Origin of the sequence: Halobellus limi, assembly GCF_004799685.1 — an archaeon.
Classification (GTDB): domain Archaea; phylum Halobacteriota; class Halobacteria; order Halobacteriales; family Haloferacaceae; genus Haloquadratum; species Haloquadratum limi.
Genome location: NZ_CP031311.1, coordinates 1,129,836 through 1,145,308, shown reverse-complemented (window position 1 = coordinate 1,145,308; position 15,473 = coordinate 1,129,836). Strand labels below are relative to the sequence as shown.

Annotated in this window: 15 protein-coding genes and 1 pseudogene; 13 read left to right on the top strand and 3 right to left on the bottom strand. The window is 62.0% G+C overall.

The features are described from left to right. Positions 1–1,575 precede the first annotated feature (1,575 nt). The 5 genes from DV707_RS05850 (at position 1,576) to DV707_RS05830 (ending at position 7,375) form a co-directional block, all read left to right on the top strand. Positions 1,576–2,307, top strand: coding sequence for an ABC transporter ATP-binding protein (locus tag DV707_RS05850; RefSeq protein ID WP_103990169.1), 732 nt, complete (start codon positions 1,576–1,578; stop codon positions 2,305–2,307). Further along, positions 2,300–3,532 (top strand): ABC transporter permease, encoded by a 1,233-nt coding sequence (locus DV707_RS05845; protein WP_103990170.1) that lies wholly within the window; start codon positions 2,300–2,302, stop codon positions 3,530–3,532. The genes DV707_RS05850 and DV707_RS05845 overlap by 8 nt, the downstream gene beginning before the upstream one ends. After that, on the top strand, positions 3,532–4,761 hold the full coding sequence (locus DV707_RS05840) for an ABC transporter permease (protein WP_103990171.1): 1,230 nt from the start codon (positions 3,532–3,534) through the stop codon (positions 4,759–4,761). The genes DV707_RS05845 and DV707_RS05840 overlap by 1 nt, the downstream gene beginning before the upstream one ends. Before the next feature lie 465 nt (positions 4,762–5,226). Continuing rightward, entirely contained in the window at positions 5,227–6,453 is a 1,227-nt protein-coding gene (locus DV707_RS05835; RefSeq protein WP_235010711.1) for a glycosyltransferase family 2 protein, read from the top strand. Between the two features lie 220 nt (positions 6,454–6,673). Continuing rightward, the gene (locus DV707_RS05830) at positions 6,674–7,375 is read left to right on the top strand and encodes a nucleotidyltransferase family protein (protein ID WP_103990172.1); all 702 of its coding nucleotides are present in this window, start codon (positions 6,674–6,676) and stop codon (positions 7,373–7,375) included. Between the two features lie 73 nt (positions 7,376–7,448). On the opposite strand, the gene DV707_RS05825 is transcribed toward DV707_RS05830, so the two are convergent. Then, positions 7,449–8,192, bottom strand: coding sequence for an MBL fold metallo-hydrolase (locus tag DV707_RS05825; RefSeq protein WP_103990173.1), 744 nt, complete (start codon positions 8,190–8,192; stop codon positions 7,449–7,451). Between the two features lie 59 nt (positions 8,193–8,251). Between DV707_RS05825 and DV707_RS19295 the strand changes: the two are divergent. The 5 genes and pseudogenes from DV707_RS19295 to DV707_RS05800 form a co-directional block, all read left to right on the top strand. After that, positions 8,252–8,504: pseudogene (locus DV707_RS19295) on the top strand (hypothetical protein); the annotation flags it as partial. Positions 8,505–8,655: 151 nt separating this feature from the next. Beyond that, positions 8,656–9,243 carry a hypothetical protein gene (locus tag DV707_RS05815; protein WP_103990174.1) on the top strand — a complete coding sequence of 196 codons (588 nt, stop codon included), beginning with the start codon at positions 8,656–8,658 and terminating at the stop codon, positions 9,241–9,243. A gap of 203 nt (positions 9,244–9,446) precedes the next feature. After that, positions 9,447–9,962: a DUF7342 family protein gene (locus DV707_RS05810; RefSeq protein ID WP_235010712.1), complete on the top strand. Its 516-nt coding sequence runs from the start codon at positions 9,447–9,449 to the stop codon at positions 9,960–9,962. 3 nt (positions 9,963–9,965) lie between these two features. Continuing rightward, positions 9,966–10,397, top strand: coding sequence for a hypothetical protein (locus DV707_RS05805; RefSeq protein ID WP_103990175.1), 432 nt, complete (start codon positions 9,966–9,968; stop codon positions 10,395–10,397). 142 nt (positions 10,398–10,539) lie between these two features. Continuing rightward, positions 10,540–10,809 carry a DUF433 domain-containing protein gene (locus DV707_RS05800; protein ID WP_235010713.1) on the top strand — a complete coding sequence of 90 codons (270 nt, stop codon included), beginning with the start codon at positions 10,540–10,542 and terminating at the stop codon, positions 10,807–10,809. Between the two features lie 157 nt (positions 10,810–10,966). Here the strand turns inward: DV707_RS05800 and DV707_RS05795 are convergent, their stop codons facing one another. Together DV707_RS05795 and DV707_RS05790 are read right to left on the bottom strand one after the other, a co-directional pair. After that, on the bottom strand, positions 10,967–12,238 hold the full coding sequence (locus DV707_RS05795) for an RNA-guided endonuclease InsQ/TnpB family protein (protein WP_103990176.1): 1,272 nt from the start codon (positions 12,236–12,238) through the stop codon (positions 10,967–10,969). Positions 12,239–12,509: 271 nt separating this feature from the next. Next, entirely contained in the window at positions 12,510–13,070 is a 561-nt protein-coding gene (locus DV707_RS05790) for a DUF7342 family protein (protein ID WP_170216813.1), read from the bottom strand. Positions 13,071–13,407: 337 nt separating this feature from the next. Between DV707_RS05790 and aglF the strand changes: the two genes are divergently transcribed. The 3 genes from aglF (at position 13,408) to DV707_RS05775 (ending at position 15,463) form a co-directional block, all read left to right on the top strand. Further along, the gene (gene aglF / locus DV707_RS05785) at positions 13,408–14,160 is read left to right on the top strand and encodes a UTP--glucose-1-phosphate uridylyltransferase AglF (RefSeq protein ID WP_103990177.1); all 753 of its coding nucleotides are present in this window, start codon (positions 13,408–13,410) and stop codon (positions 14,158–14,160) included. 312 nt (positions 14,161–14,472) lie between these two features. Beyond that, complete coding sequence (locus tag DV707_RS05780; protein WP_103990178.1) at positions 14,473–14,841, top strand: UPF0175 family protein; 369 nt, start codon at positions 14,473–14,475, stop codon at positions 14,839–14,841. 106 nt (positions 14,842–14,947) lie between these two features. Further along, complete coding sequence (locus DV707_RS05775) at positions 14,948–15,463, top strand: winged helix-turn-helix domain-containing protein (RefSeq protein WP_103990179.1); 516 nt, start codon at positions 14,948–14,950, stop codon at positions 15,461–15,463. Positions 15,464–15,473 lie beyond the last annotated feature (10 nt).

Below are 15,473 nucleotides of genomic sequence, written 5' to 3'. Positions count from 1 at the left end.
GTCTCGAATACTTCGACAGTTGAATCCTCGTCGTTGAGAAAGTCCTCAAGTTGTGAAATCTGTGAGAACGTATCGAGCCCCTCAGATGAATCGGTCTTTACCGCGACGATGTCGGCCTGTGACCCACTAAATGGCTGAAGGGTGTCACCACCTTCAAAATCAAATTGGAGTGTTTCGTCCTCGTTGTGTACAGGAATGGTTCCCTTCTCATTGGGATACACGCTCGGGGAGAGCCCGCCGGCCTCGAGTTGCACCTCCGGGACGTCAGTCTGCATTCCTACCTCGGAATCGTCGACTTCAACCTGTAATCCCTGGAAAAACAAATTAAACAGGTATATGTTGTCGGTGTTAGGTGCCTGGGTGAACTCTTGAGTAGCAATATCTACATCAGAGGTGGTGAACGTATCAATATCTCCTTCACCGCGCCCATTTTCGGATTCGGCAACGGCGCGGTACTCGAACGTCGTTCCCGGATCGAGGAACGTCAGCGTCTCGTTGAACGTTCCGTTATCAGAAATAGTCTGACTCTCTGTCCTCCGGTACTCGGATTCAGACTCGGGGCGCCACTCGAAGTACACCTCGACGGAGTCTGTAGTGAGGTTGTCGATCTCACCGTTTACTGTGGCATCGTAGGTTTCTACCCCACTAGCCGAAGACGTCTGTACGGAGAAGTTGAGCGTCGTATTGCTCCCCCCCATTTGCTGTACTGTCTCGCTATCGTCGATTCGCTCGAAACCGTCTGCAGGTTCCTCTGCAGCGACCACGCCCGAGGTCATCCCGGAAGTGATCATGAGGAAGGCAAAGACGGCAGCGAAAAATTGGTTCCCACCCAATGGGCTCATATGCACTCGTATTCCTAACGTAGTGACATAATTGTTTTGCTCGACCGAAGTGTCTCGGTTAATTATAGGTTACTCGGCCCCTCGTAGTTGATGTGGTTCGACCGGGTCCAGCCGTCGGGAAGTGTCGCGGTATTTTTCATCGAGGAAGTCACGTTATGCGGATATTACTACGTACACGACAGTCCAAGTTTCGTACCGTATCGTTTTCTGTATTGGCTCATATTCGGGTCGAGAAGTCATAGATACGCTGTTTCTGCCTCGCCCTGATTAGAGAATCTACATCTCGTTTCGACGGCTCCCCAAGTCGCTCTGAGACCTATCGAAGGAAATCGATAACCACTCCGGACACAGCCGATCGAAGGGCGACCGACCCAATATCGAAGACGGTTTTACCCGTAGTAATCATATTTTTGATATAGTATAAGATGGGTAATTAATATGGTAATTCCTTCCCAATATCAATGTTTGTATCAGCTATATATTCCGTGTAATCCCGTTTCAGCGATTCTACACGACACCTGTACCTTGAGTATCAACAGACGAAATTAGAGGCTCCAGATCGACGACGCCGTGAGAATACAACGTGTAGGATGAGTATACGGTTCTGGTGGTCGACCCCGTTGTCGTATCCCGATCGCGCATACGAGGCTACGTTCGTTGTGGTTATCCTTTCGAGACGGGATCACCGCCTCGCAGAGATTATATACGCACAAAGGTACACTCAGAATACACGATGGCAGAGGCCGCCCAGACGCCCTCCGAACGACCCCAAGTCGTCGCCTGCCGCGACGTGACGCGAGAGTACACGCGCGGCTCAGAATCCAGATTCTCCAGGCAGACGCATCCGACGGTAACGGCCCTCGAAGGAGTTTCCGTAGACATCCGCCCCGGCGAGTTCGTCGGGATCGCCGGCCCCAGCGGGAGCGGCAAGTCGACTCTGCTGCACCTGCTCGCCGGCCTCGACACGCCAAGCGAGGGCGAGGTGACGCTGGCCGGGACGAAAACGACGGGACTCTCCGAACAGCGCCGCGCGCGACTTCGGTTGGAGCACGTCGGCATCGTCTTCCAGCACTTCTATCTGCTGCCGTCGATCTCCGCGCGCGGCAACGTCGCGCTGCCGCTCGTCGAGTACGGCGTCGGCAAGTCGACCCGCCGCGAGACGGCGACGGACCTCCTGGGTCGCGTCGGTCTCGACAACCGAACGACCCACAAGCCGGGCGAGCTGAGCGGCGGCGAGCAACAGCGCGTCGCGATCGCCCGCGCGCTCGCGACGGATCCAGAAGTGCTGATCGCCGACGAGCCCACCGGCGAACTCGACACCGAGACGGGCGATCGAATCATCGGGGTGCTGCGCGCGAGCACCGACGACCGCGCGGTCGTCGTCGCCTCCCACGACGAACGCGTGCTCGAAGAGACCGACCGGGTCCTCCGGCTCCGCGACGGACGCCTCGTGAGCGATGGGTAGCAGACACCGCTACGCCGGGCTCCTCGGCGTCGCGCTCGGGCGACTCGCCGGTCGGTTCCGCCGCGGCGAGGGCAAACAGCTCGCGGTGAGCGTCCTCGGCGTCGCGATCGCGATTATGGTGATGGTCACCGTCGGCGGCGTCGCGCTCGGCCTCGCCTCCCAGTCGGCGATCCAGGGCGACGACGTCGACTACTGGATCGTCCCGGAGGACCGGACCGCCTCCTCGATCGCCGTCTCGGTCGACGGCCCCCAGCTCGGCGGAACACACGACGTCACCGCCCGATTGAACCGGAACCCACAGGTGGAGTACGCGACGCCCGTGTTGCTCCGGGTGGTGCAGTTGCGGGCGCCCGCCTCAGATACGTCGGAATTCGTGCTCGTCGCGGGCGTCATCCCCGACGGCGGCGACCGGGAGGTCCTCGGCGTCTCGACGGCGGCGCTGACGCCGGGCGATCCCTACTACGCGAACGGGACCTACGACGGCGAGTGGACCGGCGAGGTCGTCGCGAGCGGACCGGCCGCCGAGCTGCTGGCGCTGGAAGGGGGGGATCCGCTGGCGACGCCGCGACAGGGTTCGAACCGATCGCTGCACGTCGAGAACGTCTCGACGGGCAGCTACAACACCGGGGCGGGCCCGCTGCCCATCGTCGTCGTCCACCAGAGCGAACTTCAGGCAATCACGGGCGCGACCGCGGGCGACCCGGCCGATCAGATCCTCGTGAGCACGACCTCCGCCGGGGTTAGATCCGAACTCGAAGCGCTCTACCCGCAGTCGTCGGTGATCACGAAGAGCGGCTTCGCCGAACAAAGCGTCTCGACGTCGAGTCTCCCCGTCGCGGTCGCGCTGACGGCCGTGCTGACCGCGGTCGTCGTCGGCACGCTCTTCGTCGCGACGATGATGGGCCTCGAACTGCACGCCGACCGCCGGCGACTCGCCGTCCTGGCCGCCATCGGCTACCGGACGCGCTCGCAGGCGTTCCTCGTCGTCGCCGAGACGTTCATCCTGACGCTCTGTGGCACCGTCGTCGGGATCGCGCTCGGGGTCGGCGGCATCGCGGCGACGAACGCGCTCGCGACGCGGTACCTCGGCGTCCAGTCGGTCGCCGTCTTCGATCCGATCCTGGTCGGCGCGGCGGGAGCGGTCGCGGTCCTCATCGCCGCCGCGGCCTCGATCTATCCCGTCTGGCTCACCCGCCGGACGGACGTCCTGGAGGTGCTCGGCTGATGTGGCTGCTCTCGAAACTCCGGGCCGTGGTCGGCATCGCCGTCCAGCAGCTGCGACACGACCGCGGGCGGACGGTTCTCGCAGTCATAGGAATCTGCCTGGCGGTGCTCTCGATGACGCTACTCGGAAGCGTCGGGCTCGGCGTCATCGAGACCGGCGAAGAGAAGTTCGACGAGTCGGGGCGGGACCTGTGGGTCACCGGCGGCCCGGTTCAGCTCTCGCCCGGGAGCGTCGGCGGCTTCGAGAACACCGTCTACGACGCGCATCCGATGGCCGAGAACATCTCGGCGCGCGAGGACGTGAACACCGCGGTCCCGCTGGCCTTCCAGACGGTGTACATCTCCGCGAACGGCTCGGAGTTCGACACGCTCATCGGCACCGGCGCGCCCGCCCGGGGCGGATCGGTCCGGATCACGGAGGGCTCGGGATTCTCTTCGAGAGACACGCACTACGCGGACGGCACCTACGACGGCCCGATGACCCACGAGGTCGTCATCTCTCCCCAGACGGCCGAGCTCTACGACGTCGGCGTCAACGACACGCTCTACATCGGCGGCTCGATCGGCGGCGCCCGGAACAACGAGTTCCGGATCGTAGGCGTCTCACCGACGTTCTCGCGGTTCCTCGGGACGCCGACAGTCGTGTTGCACCTGAGCGAACTGCAGGAGCTCACCGGCCAGACGGCCAACGACAAGGCAACGATGATCACCGTCGACGTGGCGGACGACGCCGACGTCGCCCGGGTCGAACGCGACCTCCAAGCGGCGTATCCGGAGTACGACGTCCGGACCAACCGCGAGCAGTTGCAGGCGACGCTCGAACGGCAGGCGGTGTTGCTCGCCGCGGGCGGCAGCCTCGTGGTCCTGGCGGCGATCGCCGGCATCGCGCTGACAACGAACCTCCTGCTCTCGTTGGTCTACCAGCAGCGGCGGATTCTTGCGGCCCTGCGCGCGCAGGGCGCGACCGCCTCGACGCTCGTCGGCGTGGTCGGGACGCAGGCGATCCTCCTCAGCCTCGCCGGCGGCCTCCTCGGAGCCGCGTTGACCGTTCCGGCGATCCGCGTGTTGAACGTCGTCGCCGAGACGGTCGTCGGCTTCGAGAACGTGGTGAGCGTCCAACCGCGGATCCTCCTCGCCGGGATCGCCGTCGCGCTCGTGATCGGCATCGGCGGGGCGCTCGTCGCGGGCTGGCGCGTCTCGCGGCTCTCGCCGCTGGAAGAGTTGAGCTGACCGTCGTCGATACGGTGGTGAAACGCGGCGGACTTTTATTCCCCCTCTTACTTTTTTTCCTCTCTGCCCGTATTCCGACACCTTCGGAGCGGACTCTCACATCCTCAGCCGTGGAGAGAGTGTCGGCTAACGCGAACGGAACGACTCCGGAATCCGGTCGTACCCCGGGAGTGACTCACCAACCGGGACGGATCCCGGTGCCGACCTCGTCACGAGATCGCCGAGCTGAGGGCGTCTATAATGTATTTACCTGAAAGAAACCGCCCGCGAAAAGGGTTGGGAGAGAAACACCTTTATGTGCATCTCCTATTGCATACGGTAGTGACACGTTGCCCACAGGGTGGGTCGACGCGGGCGCGTCGGCGTCTTCCAACGTGGAAGGGCCAGAGGTAGTGGGGCGCGGAAAAGCGTGGGGACGGCGATCACCGCTTGGAACGTACGACCATCGCCACGAGACAATCGAGAATGGCATCAACAGAGGTTCAGAACCAGCAGCGCGGCGAGGTACAGCACGACGAAGACACGACGGTACCCGAGACGGACCTCCTACTCGGCGCGGACAGCGAGATCGACCCGATGGTCAGCATCGTGATGCCCACGATGAACGAAGAGGCGGGCATCCGCGAGTGCATCGAACGGGTGAAGCGAGCGATTCGGAAGTCGGGCTATTCGACCGAGGTCATCATCAGCGACGACTCGACGGACCGCACGCCGGAGATCGCCCGGGAACTGGGCGCGATCGTCGTCGAACCCGAAGAGTCGGGCTACGGCTACGCCTACCGGTACGCGTTCGAACACTGTCGGGGAGATTACATCGTCATCGGCGACGCGGACACGACGTACGACTTCGAGCAGTTCCCCAAACTCCTCGAACCGGTCATTCGTGGCGAGGCCGATATGGTGATGGGCAGTCGGTTGGAGGGCGACATCAAGCCGGGCGCGATGCCGGCGCTCCACCAGTACGTCGGGAACCCCCTGTTGACGAAGTTCCTGAACGTCTTCTACGACGCGGGCGTCAGCGACGCGCACTCGGGATTCCGCGCGTTCCGAGCGGGGATGCTCGACGAGTTGCACCTCCAGACGACGGGGATGGAGTTCGCCTCGGAGATGATTATGGACGCCGGCGCTCGCGACGTCACGATCGAGGAGATCCCGATCGTCTACCACGAACGCGAGGGCGAGGCGACGCTGGAGAGCTTCCGCGACGGGTGGCGGCACGTCCGCTTTATGCTGTTGAATGCCCCGGGGTATCTGTTTTCGATCCCCGGGACCGTGATGGGCGTCCTGGGACTGCTCGTCCTGCTTTTGGCCTTCAGCGATATCTCACTCGGCAGCACCTCGTTCGGGATCCACACGGCCATCGCGGGGTCGTTGCTGACGCTCGTCGGTTTTCAGGTGAGCATTATGGGTGCGTTCGCGACCATCGCGAGCGATCCGATCCAACGCCCGAACGACGTGCTCACGGAGACCATCGTCGAGCACCTGACGCTCGAACGGATGTCCACGCTGGGGTTGATAGTGTTCACCGGCGGGGCCGTCTACGCCACCTGGCTGGTCGTCCAGTGGGCCCAGACGGGCTTCACCCAACTGCCGATGGTGATCGGCGACGTCGTGGCGTTCACCGCGATCGTCCTGGGCGTGCAGATCGTCTTCAACGCGTTCTTTATGAGCGCGATCGCGAACCGCGAGTAGGCGTTTTTGAGACTCGTCGGTCCCGCTTCTGGTCGCCTATCTCGGCGTTCCGACATCCGCCGTCGACTTCTGAGGGTCGTCTCTCGTCGACGAACGCCTCAGTCTCTCAGTTCCGGCTGATCCCCGGACGTCCATCCGTCGCATCGGGTGGTCCGTTCTCCGTCGCTCGCCTCCCGGCGGCACCGTTGATTTGAGGACACTGGCGAGTCGACGCTGTCCTATGCAGGGACTCGTGCCGGCCGCCGGGCGGGGCACGCGACTCGGCGCGCTGACCGACGAGCGGCCCAAGGGCCTCGTCGAGGTGGCCGAGCGACCGCTTCTCGCGTACGCGTTCGACGCGGCGATCGACGCCGGCGTCACCGAACTGGTGGTCGTCGTCGGCTACGAGGGCGCACAGATCGTCGACCGGTTCGGCGACGCCTACCGCGACGTACCCCTCACGTACGTCCACCAGCGCGAGCGGCTAGGGCTCGGTCACGCGGTGCTGCAGGCCGAACCGCACGTCGACGAGCGGTTCCTGCTCGTGAACGGGGACAACGTCTTCGCGGACGCGCTCGACCCGGTCGTCGAGGCGGCCGACTCACCCGGCGTCGACGGCGCGCTCGCGGTCGAGTCGGTCTCGCGCGAGGTCGCGCGGACGACGGGCGTGCTCGAACTCGACGACGGGACGGTCACCGGAATCGTCGAGAAGCCGGACGAGGCGCCGTCGACGCTGGTCACGACAGGGTGTTACGTGCTGCCACCGGAGATCTTCCGCGCGTGTCGACTCCTTCGGCCCACAGCCGAGGGGGAGTACCAACTAAGCGAGGCAGTCGGGCTACTGCTCCACGCGGGGTACACGTTCGAGACGGTCGAGGCCGGTGACCGCGTCAACGTGAACACTCCCGAGGATCTCGACCGCGCCGCGGCGCTGGTGTCGTGATCACACACGAGAAATCGTGATCGGGCACGGGGCGGCGGTCGACCGCTCGGCTCCGTCCGCTCCCGTGTCGACCTCACCCGATAGTCACCTCGTCCCCGTCGGACACGACGTCGACCGCCGCGTCCGTGTACTGACTGACGGTCTCCGCGAGCTCCTCGGTCTGTACCCCCGTCTCCGGGAAGAGGTGGGTGAGGAGCACGCGGCCGACATCGACGTCGACGTCGGCGAGCGTTCGGCCGAGCGCCGACGGCGTCGAGTGGGTCTCGGTGTCGGTTCCGTCCGGGTACGCACACTCGTGGACCAGGACGTTCGACCCGTCCGCGAGGGCGGCGACGGCTTGGGTAGGCGCCGTGTCGCCGCTGATCGTGAGCGCGTCGTCGAACCGGTAAGCAAATCCCGGCTTCGAGTGCTTCGTCTGCGCCGTCGAGACGCGATACGGGCCGAGATCGAAGGCGGCGGGGTCGGCGTCGAGTTCCGTTATCTTCAGGTCGATTCTGGTATCGAGGTCGTCGATCCCGAACAGCCGCTCGCAGATCTCCTGAGTGCCGGGTGGGCCGACCACGGTGAACGAGGGGTGCCCCTCCAGCCAGCGCGCCTTCGCCAGCGTCGTCAGGTCGGCGACGTGATCGAGGTGGTGGTGCGTCAGGAGGACGGTGTCGACGTCCCGGTGATCGATTCCCGCCTGTGCGAGGCGGTGGGTGACGCCGCTCCCGCAGTCGACGAGCAGGTGATGGTCGTTCCGTTCGAGGTGGATCCCCGCCTGGAGCCTGTTCGCGGAGGGAAGGGCGCTTCCGGTGCCGAGCAACGTGACGCGCATCGTCGGTGGCGTCGGAGGCGGTTGGCTAAGAACTGACGGTGGCGGCTCCTCACACTGATCAAGACCACAGCGACCGTGGTGCGAGCGTCGATATTGCCGTGAAAGCCAGCAAGAAACTCGATTCGAATGTGTCTGCTCTCAACGACTATCTCGTTGTGCGGAAGGTGTCGTTCGAAAGACTCCGTTTTTCGTGAGCACGAAAAATCCGAGTTCCGGACGATAGCTGGCCTCAGGGGCCGTGGACGCCCCGACCGTGACCCCCCGACCGCCCGAGGCTATCGAGCCGATGGCCGAGTGTGTGTTTCCAACTGACCCACGGGAAGTCTCGGACCGTGCGAGAGAGCGAAGCTCTCTCGTGACGACGAGAATCTAAGATTCTCGAATGACTTGATACCGGGCGGTTCACGGCCGGCAAGCCAGAGAGGGAGTCAAGTGTTTGTCGATGCGGAGCAACGGTTCGAGTATGCACGACCGATGGTCGCAGTTCGCGACAGCACTCGAATCGGGTGAACCGGACCGCGTCAACGACGTGATCGACGAGATCGGCGAGATGAGTCTCGACGAGCGGGTCGAACTCTTCGACGTCTGCTTCGACGAGGTAACCCAAACGTACGAGGCGGCCGCCGACGGCTACGTCCGGCAGTCCCTCGTCCGCGTGGCAGACCAACTCACGCCCGGGATTCCGACCGTGATGGCAGTCGACAACGACGACCGGTCGATTGGGGCCGACGAAGCGGACATCCGCGACCAGACGGACGCGATCGGTGGCTTTCTGCTGGAGGCGCTCACGGACGACGACGGTCGCGTCAGGCAGTCGGCCAGACGCGGCCTCCAGGACGTCTTCCGAACCTACGACGCCCTCGGCGACGAGGAGACGCTGGAAGCGCTCGTGATCAAACTGGAGGAGATGGCCGCGGAGGCCGAAGGCAAACAGCAGAAGGATCTCCGAGAAACGAAGGCGGATGCCGAATTCTCGCTTCGATCCGGCGTTGCTCGTCTCGTCGAAGGATTCGAGACAGAAGTCGACGATTCCTCGAACTTGGATACGTAGACAGTCGGGGGGTCCGGAAGGGAACTGTGCAGTTGGAACGGCGTTAGGTGTCGTGGAGCGCCGAGACTACTCAGAGACCCAATCACCCCGATCAGTTGGAACGTAGCCCGTCCGTATTGGCTCTCCGATTACTACTCGCGTCGAAGGTTCTAACATATTTCCACCTCATTAGATATATATTCCAGATCGTGGTAGTAGTAAGTATGTCCGAAGATCCAGGCCAAGATATTCACGCCTCGATGACGAGGGGGGAGCGTATCCGCGCGGCAGCACGAACGCTGCGGACACCTCGAACCGCTTCTTGGGTCGCCGATGAGACCGATGTCTCGGTCAAAACAGCGCAAAAGTACCTCGACCAGCTCGTCGCCGACAACGTCTTGCGGAAACTCGAGCAGGGCGACCAGACGCTCTACTGCGTCGATCAGCTGATGGCGACCTATCGTGAAGTCGCCTCCCTCCAGCGCGAGCACACGCGAGAAGAACTCACGTCCGCGCTCGAGTCGATGCGGTCCGAGATTACGGAGTGGAAGACGGCATACGACGTCGAAACGCCGGGCGAGCTGCGTGCAACCATCGCCGACCTCGACGATCCTGACGAAATCACAGCCCGCCGGGAGGCAGCTACCGAATGGGAACACCTTGCGGATCGCATTCCCATCGTTCGCGCCGCACTCAACGAATACGATTGGGCAAGCGAGCACGACTCCGTCTCCGTCTGACCGATGGGTCTCTCCGGTACAATCGATAGTGCAGTTTACGAGGGACTCAAAGATGTCCTCCAACGCTATCCGTTCGTAACGAGAGTCACCTACGAACCCGACAGCATCACCAAGAAATTCCTCCGTGCACACATCGATCCAGCGCGCCTCGATCCTTCGATCGGCCCGAATCCACCGACACTTGACGTCGAATGGCGCTTCACGGCAGACGACCAGTACTATCGAATTCACTACGCGGACCCAAATACCGGATTCAACTGTGGCTGGCATCGAGACGATGATCACCCCGAACTCGGCCCCGTACACTTCCAGTACGAGAACCCCACGACAGGAGCTGCGGATCACCAACACGCCACGTTCGAGAACGAAATTCCGACGGAGGTACTCTGGACAGCGCTCGACCGACTGTTCGAGGAAAAACTGCCGGAACGATAGGAGCGTTTGCAACTACTTGCTCATCCGATCGCACGCTGTCGTATGAGTGAGTGAAGACTTGCAAACGCTACTATAATTACACACAACCGAGGGACCTCGCCAAAGCGTTATACTTCCTGGCGGCGAATCCGTGCGTATAAATGTGACGATACCCGTGGTGTCGACACCGGACGTCCTCGGTGGCAAGCCACGCATTGAAGGGATCCGCGTTGGCGTGCAGCAGCTCGGGGCGCTCGTCCGCGAACACGGATGGTCGACGACAGCGGTCGCCGACGAGTTCGACCTGACCGCCGACGAGATCGACGCTGCATTGGAGTACTACGACGCCAATCCCGACGAGATGGCGGCGATCGCCGACGAGGCCGCGACGACCCGCGAGCGACTGCGCGAGACGAGTCGCGCTCCGAAGTAATTGCCAGTCACGAACCAGTGGATATCGAGGCGTACAGCGTCAACGTACGGGGGATACGCCGACGCGTCAAGTGTGATTTCGAGCGATCGTGGAGACAGTCGATCCGGCGTCAACTTCCTCGGGGTCAAGCCCCGAGGCTTGTCAGTGGACTCCCGTTCTAACCGAGTAGTTCGGTAGGCGTGTAGTCGCCGTTCACGTTCAACGTCCCTGACTTGAGGGCCAGTTGACTGGTGGCCCATCCACCGCGAGACTTCTGCCCGCGATGGATATACCCGCAATACCTGACGGCGATGTTCTTCGCCGCGTTGTAATCCGCATTTACCTCATACCCACACGACTGGCACTCGAACGCCTTGTCGTCGCGGTTGTCCTCGTGGGGAAACCCACAGTGACTACACCGCTGACTCGTGTACGCAGGATTCACAAAGTCCACGAACAACGCCGTGGACTCAACCTTGTACTCCACGAGCCCCACGAACTTCGCATAGGCCCACTGCTGGAACTTCGACCCATTTGCAATGTTCTCGCGGATATGGTCAAGGTTCTCGAAAATGATGCCGTCCACATCCGTTTCTTGCGCTTCCGCGATGAGATCGTTTGCTCTGTTGTGCAACCAGTCCAACAACCAATCCGAAAAGCGGCTGCCGATGGACTGAATCGTTAGATGCGCGGATCGAGTGCCTGTCTGGTGCAGTTTGGCGCGGCGTTGTTCGTACTGGTCGCGCTTGTGGGTGAGGTAGTCCGCACTGCCGATGAAGGCTCCCGTGCTGGTGACGGCGAACGCGCCAGTCACGTTCAAATCCACACCAAGAACCACTCCGTTCTTTTCGTGGTCATCGGGTGACTTGGCTTCTTGGCGTTCCGTTCCGTCAACCGTGTAGTCGGGGTTCTTCAGCGTGACGTGCAGGTAGAACGTGTCGTCTTGTTCGTCGTACTGGAGCGTGGCGCTCGACGCATCCCAGTCGTCGCTCTCGTAGTAGCGTCCGAACGGCGTCTCCTCTCGCTCCACCTTGGGCGGGAGGACGTATTCGGCAGTGACTCTGCCGTTCGGAGTGGAGAGCGTGGCGTGGTCGTCGTTGAACGACGCGGAGCGTTTGTCGTAGACGACGCTCCACGAGTCGAACTCTGGTTGACTCGTGTTCTCGCCTTGCTTCAGTTTCTCGACTCCGCTCGTGACGGCTTCGATGGCGCGGCGGATGCCTTTCTGGACGAGGTTGGCGGTGAGGTCGGTTTCCTCGCGCAACTCGTCGTACAGGGCATTTTCGGCTTTTGACTTGCTGGTGACACAGTAGTCGTCGTAGCGCCACGCCCACTCGCTCGTTCGGTTGACACAGTGCAGGAATTGCTTCTTGGTTTGGTGGAGGTCGCCACGACGCTCTTCGGACACGTCGAGTTTGATGGGGACGGTGCGTCGTGGCGCGTCGTCCATCGTGGTTCACATTCAGTTCTGTTGCCTAATAAAAGTTTAATTGTAGAGTAGGGAGTCGGCCTTGCTTTCGAGCGTGGTTTGTTTCATCAAGTGTCGGCTTCCTCCACGGGGTCAAGCCCCGTGGCATCCGCCTCGCTATTCTGTGAACGAGGTCACGACGCGACCAACGGATGCGTTTCGGACTATCGGGCGAGCGTTTCCATCGTCGTTCGATCGAGTCGACCACTCTCCGGCGTGCCGTCGTGTTCATCGCGCATCTACTGCGCCTCCGTCACGCGGAGATCCCAGCTCCATCGTCGCCACGTTGTCGACGCTCCGCGCGTGTGATCGCGTCTTGAACGAGTTCGATATCGTATCGAACTGTCCGCCAGCGGGACAGTGACTCAAGGCGCTCGTGAGCCGTCTCGTGGTCGCTGTCAGCGAGTTGGGTGGACGGAACGGCGTTCGGATCCGGGACCTCGAACTGTGCTTGAAACTCGGCGTCTTCGTCGATTAGTTCTGCGCGCCGCTCTCGGAGTTCGGGAAGCGAGTGCTCATCGGCGAGCGTTTCGATCCGTTTCCACCGGAAGTACGAGTCGTTCCGCCGGAACTTCGCCGGACGACTTCCCCGACGTGTCGCGATTCCCATCTCCGTCAGTTGCGTGAGTGCGTTTCGGGCACCATCCGCCGAGCACGCCGCGCGCTCTGCGATCGTCTCGACTCGTTCGTACTCGGTCAGGCCGGTGAGCACGTCGTACACCCGCTGGAACGTCGTCCGATCCTCGCGCCACTGGCGTCGCGCTGGCTCCGCGTCGCTCCGTGGCGACGGCTCCGTCGACTCGTCTTCGGACATACGTCGCCGTTCGAGCTATGAAGATATATATCTTTTCTAGAGTAGAAATATCGATTAGACGGTGAAAGAGAGGGACGCTTCTCCTGTGTCTGCGTCGTCAACGGGGAACACACGAAACGTTCGCTCCCACTACCTCCGCCGAGAGCTTTATCAGGACAAATACGGGAGACAGGTGGTTTCGTGTGGTTTTCACCGGACTGCGACGGCACTAGGGGTGTTGAAGCAGAAAAAACGTCCTCTCCCGGAGTGGATCTCTCGGGCTCGTCCCGTCGCGGCACTTGCTAATCTGGTTGAGTCGATGAAAAGACCTATGAGGAAATCCCGATTCTCCCCCAGTATGAAAGCCGTCGTCTTAGCGGCCGGCGAGGGGACGCGACTGCGTCCGCTGACGGAGGACAAACCCAAGGGGATGGTCGAAGTCGACGGACAGCCCATCCTCACCCACTGTTTCGACCAGCTCGTCGATCTCGGCGCGGACGAACTCGTCGTGGTCGTCGGGTATCTGAAGCAGAATATCATCGAACACTACGGAGACGAATACGACGGCGTCCCGATCACTTACGCCCACCAGCGCGAACAGCAGGGGCTAGCGCACGCGCTGTTGAGCGTGGAGGAGCACATCGACGACGACTTCATGCTGATGCTCGGGGACAACGTCTTCCAGGCGAACCTGTCGGACGTGGTGCGGCGGCAGCGCGAGGACCGGGCCGACGCGGCCTTCCTGGTCGAGGAGGTCCCCTGGGAGGAGGCGAGTCGGTACGGCGTGTGTGATACGAACAAGTACGGCGAGATCACCGACGTGGTCGAAAAGCCCGAAGATCCCCCGTCGAATCTGGTGATGACGGGATTCTATACGTTTTCGCCGGCGATCTTCCACGCCTGTCACCTGGTGCAGCCGTCGAACCGGGGCGAGTACGAGATCAGCGAGGCGATCGACCTACTCATTCAGAGCGGGCGGACGATCGACGCGATCGCGTTGGAGGGCTGGCGCGTGGACGTCGGGTATCCGGAGGACCGGGAGAGAGCTGAGGAGTTGCTTCGGGGCGACACCGAGAGCGAAGCGGCCGTGGAGTCGGCAGACGGCGACTGATCGCGGGGGGAATTGTCGGAATCGGTACGGAGAAGACTTTGGAAGGACCGCTTATTCTTCCTCGACGAGTTTGCGGACGAACCGAACCGTCAGTCGGCTTCCCCGAATGTGTGGCTCGGTATGGATCTCGGACTCGTCGGCCGCGACGATTCGGGGCTCCTGAGTGGTCATTGGGGTGAGCGTACTCGCTATACCCTCATTACTGTGATACCGGCGTGGCGGACGGTCCAGAAGTTGAGACCTGCCCCCCAATGCAGATGACATTCTGGCGTAGTTCATAAATAGTATGAAGTTGTAGTCTAGAGTAGAACGATGGCACGAATCACCGGCTCCTATCCGGACGACCTCGACCTCCTCATTGAGGGTGCTGTCGAGGCTGGTGTGTTCGGAGGCAAGAGCGATGCGTTGCGAGAGTTCGTGCGTGAATACTTCAAGGACCACGAAAACGAGCGCATTGCGGCTGCGGTCGCCCTCTACGAACGCGAGCGGATCACACTCGGCGATGCTGCGAGACTCGCTGACGTCGACCGGTGGACGATGCGGGACATCCTCCGTGAGCACGGTGTTGAGCTCCGCCTCGGACTCGTTGACGAAGACGACGCAGCCTACGAAGTAGAGGCAGCGAGCGAACTCGAATTCGACGAGGAGGACTCCGACGACGAGGAGTCACCTGCGAAATGACAGGTGACGGTCTTCCAGCGAACCCGAGAACCTCTTCCCAGCCGATTCCGGGACACTTCATCACGCGGAAACCTTATTGCACATTGCGTGCAATTCGCTACTAAGGATGGCCACGAGAGAAGCGAGCTGGGACACCCCACTCGATACCGGCGGTGAGGCGTTCGAACTCCTCGGAAACCCGCGCAAGGCGTGGATCTACACCTATCTCCATCATCATCCATCGACGACGATCCAGGACGTCGTCGAGACGCTCGATCTCCCGCAGCGAACGGTCTACGAATACGTCGACGACCTCGAAGCCGCGGGCTTCATCGAGCAGTCAAACGACGGACGACCGGCGAGGTATACGGCTCACGACATCGACCTCCAACTGATCGACGGCGATGCCCAGCGACGCATCACGCCGGCGTTGATCGAGGCGATCGCTCGTCGGCTGCGGGACGACGACATCGACACGTACATCGATCGCCACGGACTGGACGGGCTCGCCGTCGCACTCGAATACGCTCGCGAGTACGTCGACGGGTCTGTGACGCACCAGATAATGGCTCGCGAACAGGATCTCACGCGCCTGGAAGCGGGCGTCATTCTGGATGCACTCCGTCCCATCGTCGAGGATTGAGTCGATATGG

Excerpts from the sequence above, each read along its gene's own strand:
- DV707_RS05845 (WP_103990170.1), top strand. The coding sequence starts at position 2,300 with ATGGGTAGCAGACACCGCTACGCCGGGCTCCTCGGCGTCGCGCTCGGG.
- DV707_RS05805 (WP_103990175.1), top strand. The coding sequence starts at position 9,966 with ATGGGTCTCTCCGGTACAATCGATAGTGCAGTTTACGAGGGACTCAAA.
- DV707_RS05795 (WP_103990176.1), bottom strand. The coding sequence starts at position 12,238 with ATGGACGACGCGCCACGACGCACCGTCCCCATCAAACTCGACGTGTCC.
- aglF (WP_103990177.1), top strand. The coding sequence starts at position 13,408 with ATGAAAGCCGTCGTCTTAGCGGCCGGCGAGGGGACGCGACTGCGTCCG.
- DV707_RS05815 (WP_103990174.1), top strand. The coding sequence starts at position 8,656 with ATGCACGACCGATGGTCGCAGTTCGCGACAGCACTCGAATCGGGTGAA.
- DV707_RS05830 (WP_103990172.1), top strand. The coding sequence starts at position 6,674 with ATGCAGGGACTCGTGCCGGCCGCCGGGCGGGGCACGCGACTCGGCGCG.
- DV707_RS05825 (WP_103990173.1), bottom strand. The coding sequence starts at position 8,192 with ATGCGCGTCACGTTGCTCGGCACCGGAAGCGCCCTTCCCTCCGCGAAC.
- DV707_RS05780 (WP_103990178.1), top strand. The coding sequence starts at position 14,473 with ATGGCACGAATCACCGGCTCCTATCCGGACGACCTCGACCTCCTCATT.
- DV707_RS05790 (WP_170216813.1), bottom strand. The coding sequence starts at position 13,070 with ATGTCCGAAGACGAGTCGACGGAGCCGTCGCCACGGAGCGACGCGGAG.
- DV707_RS05850 (WP_103990169.1), top strand. The coding sequence starts at position 1,576 with ATGGCAGAGGCCGCCCAGACGCCCTCCGAACGACCCCAAGTCGTCGCC.
- DV707_RS05840 (WP_103990171.1), top strand. The coding sequence starts at position 3,532 with ATGTGGCTGCTCTCGAAACTCCGGGCCGTGGTCGGCATCGCCGTCCAG.
- DV707_RS05775 (WP_103990179.1), top strand. The coding sequence starts at position 14,948 with ATGGCCACGAGAGAAGCGAGCTGGGACACCCCACTCGATACCGGCGGT.
- DV707_RS05810 (WP_235010712.1), top strand. The coding sequence starts at position 9,447 with ATGTCCGAAGATCCAGGCCAAGATATTCACGCCTCGATGACGAGGGGG.
- DV707_RS05835 (WP_235010711.1), top strand. The coding sequence starts at position 5,227 with ATGGCATCAACAGAGGTTCAGAACCAGCAGCGCGGCGAGGTACAGCAC.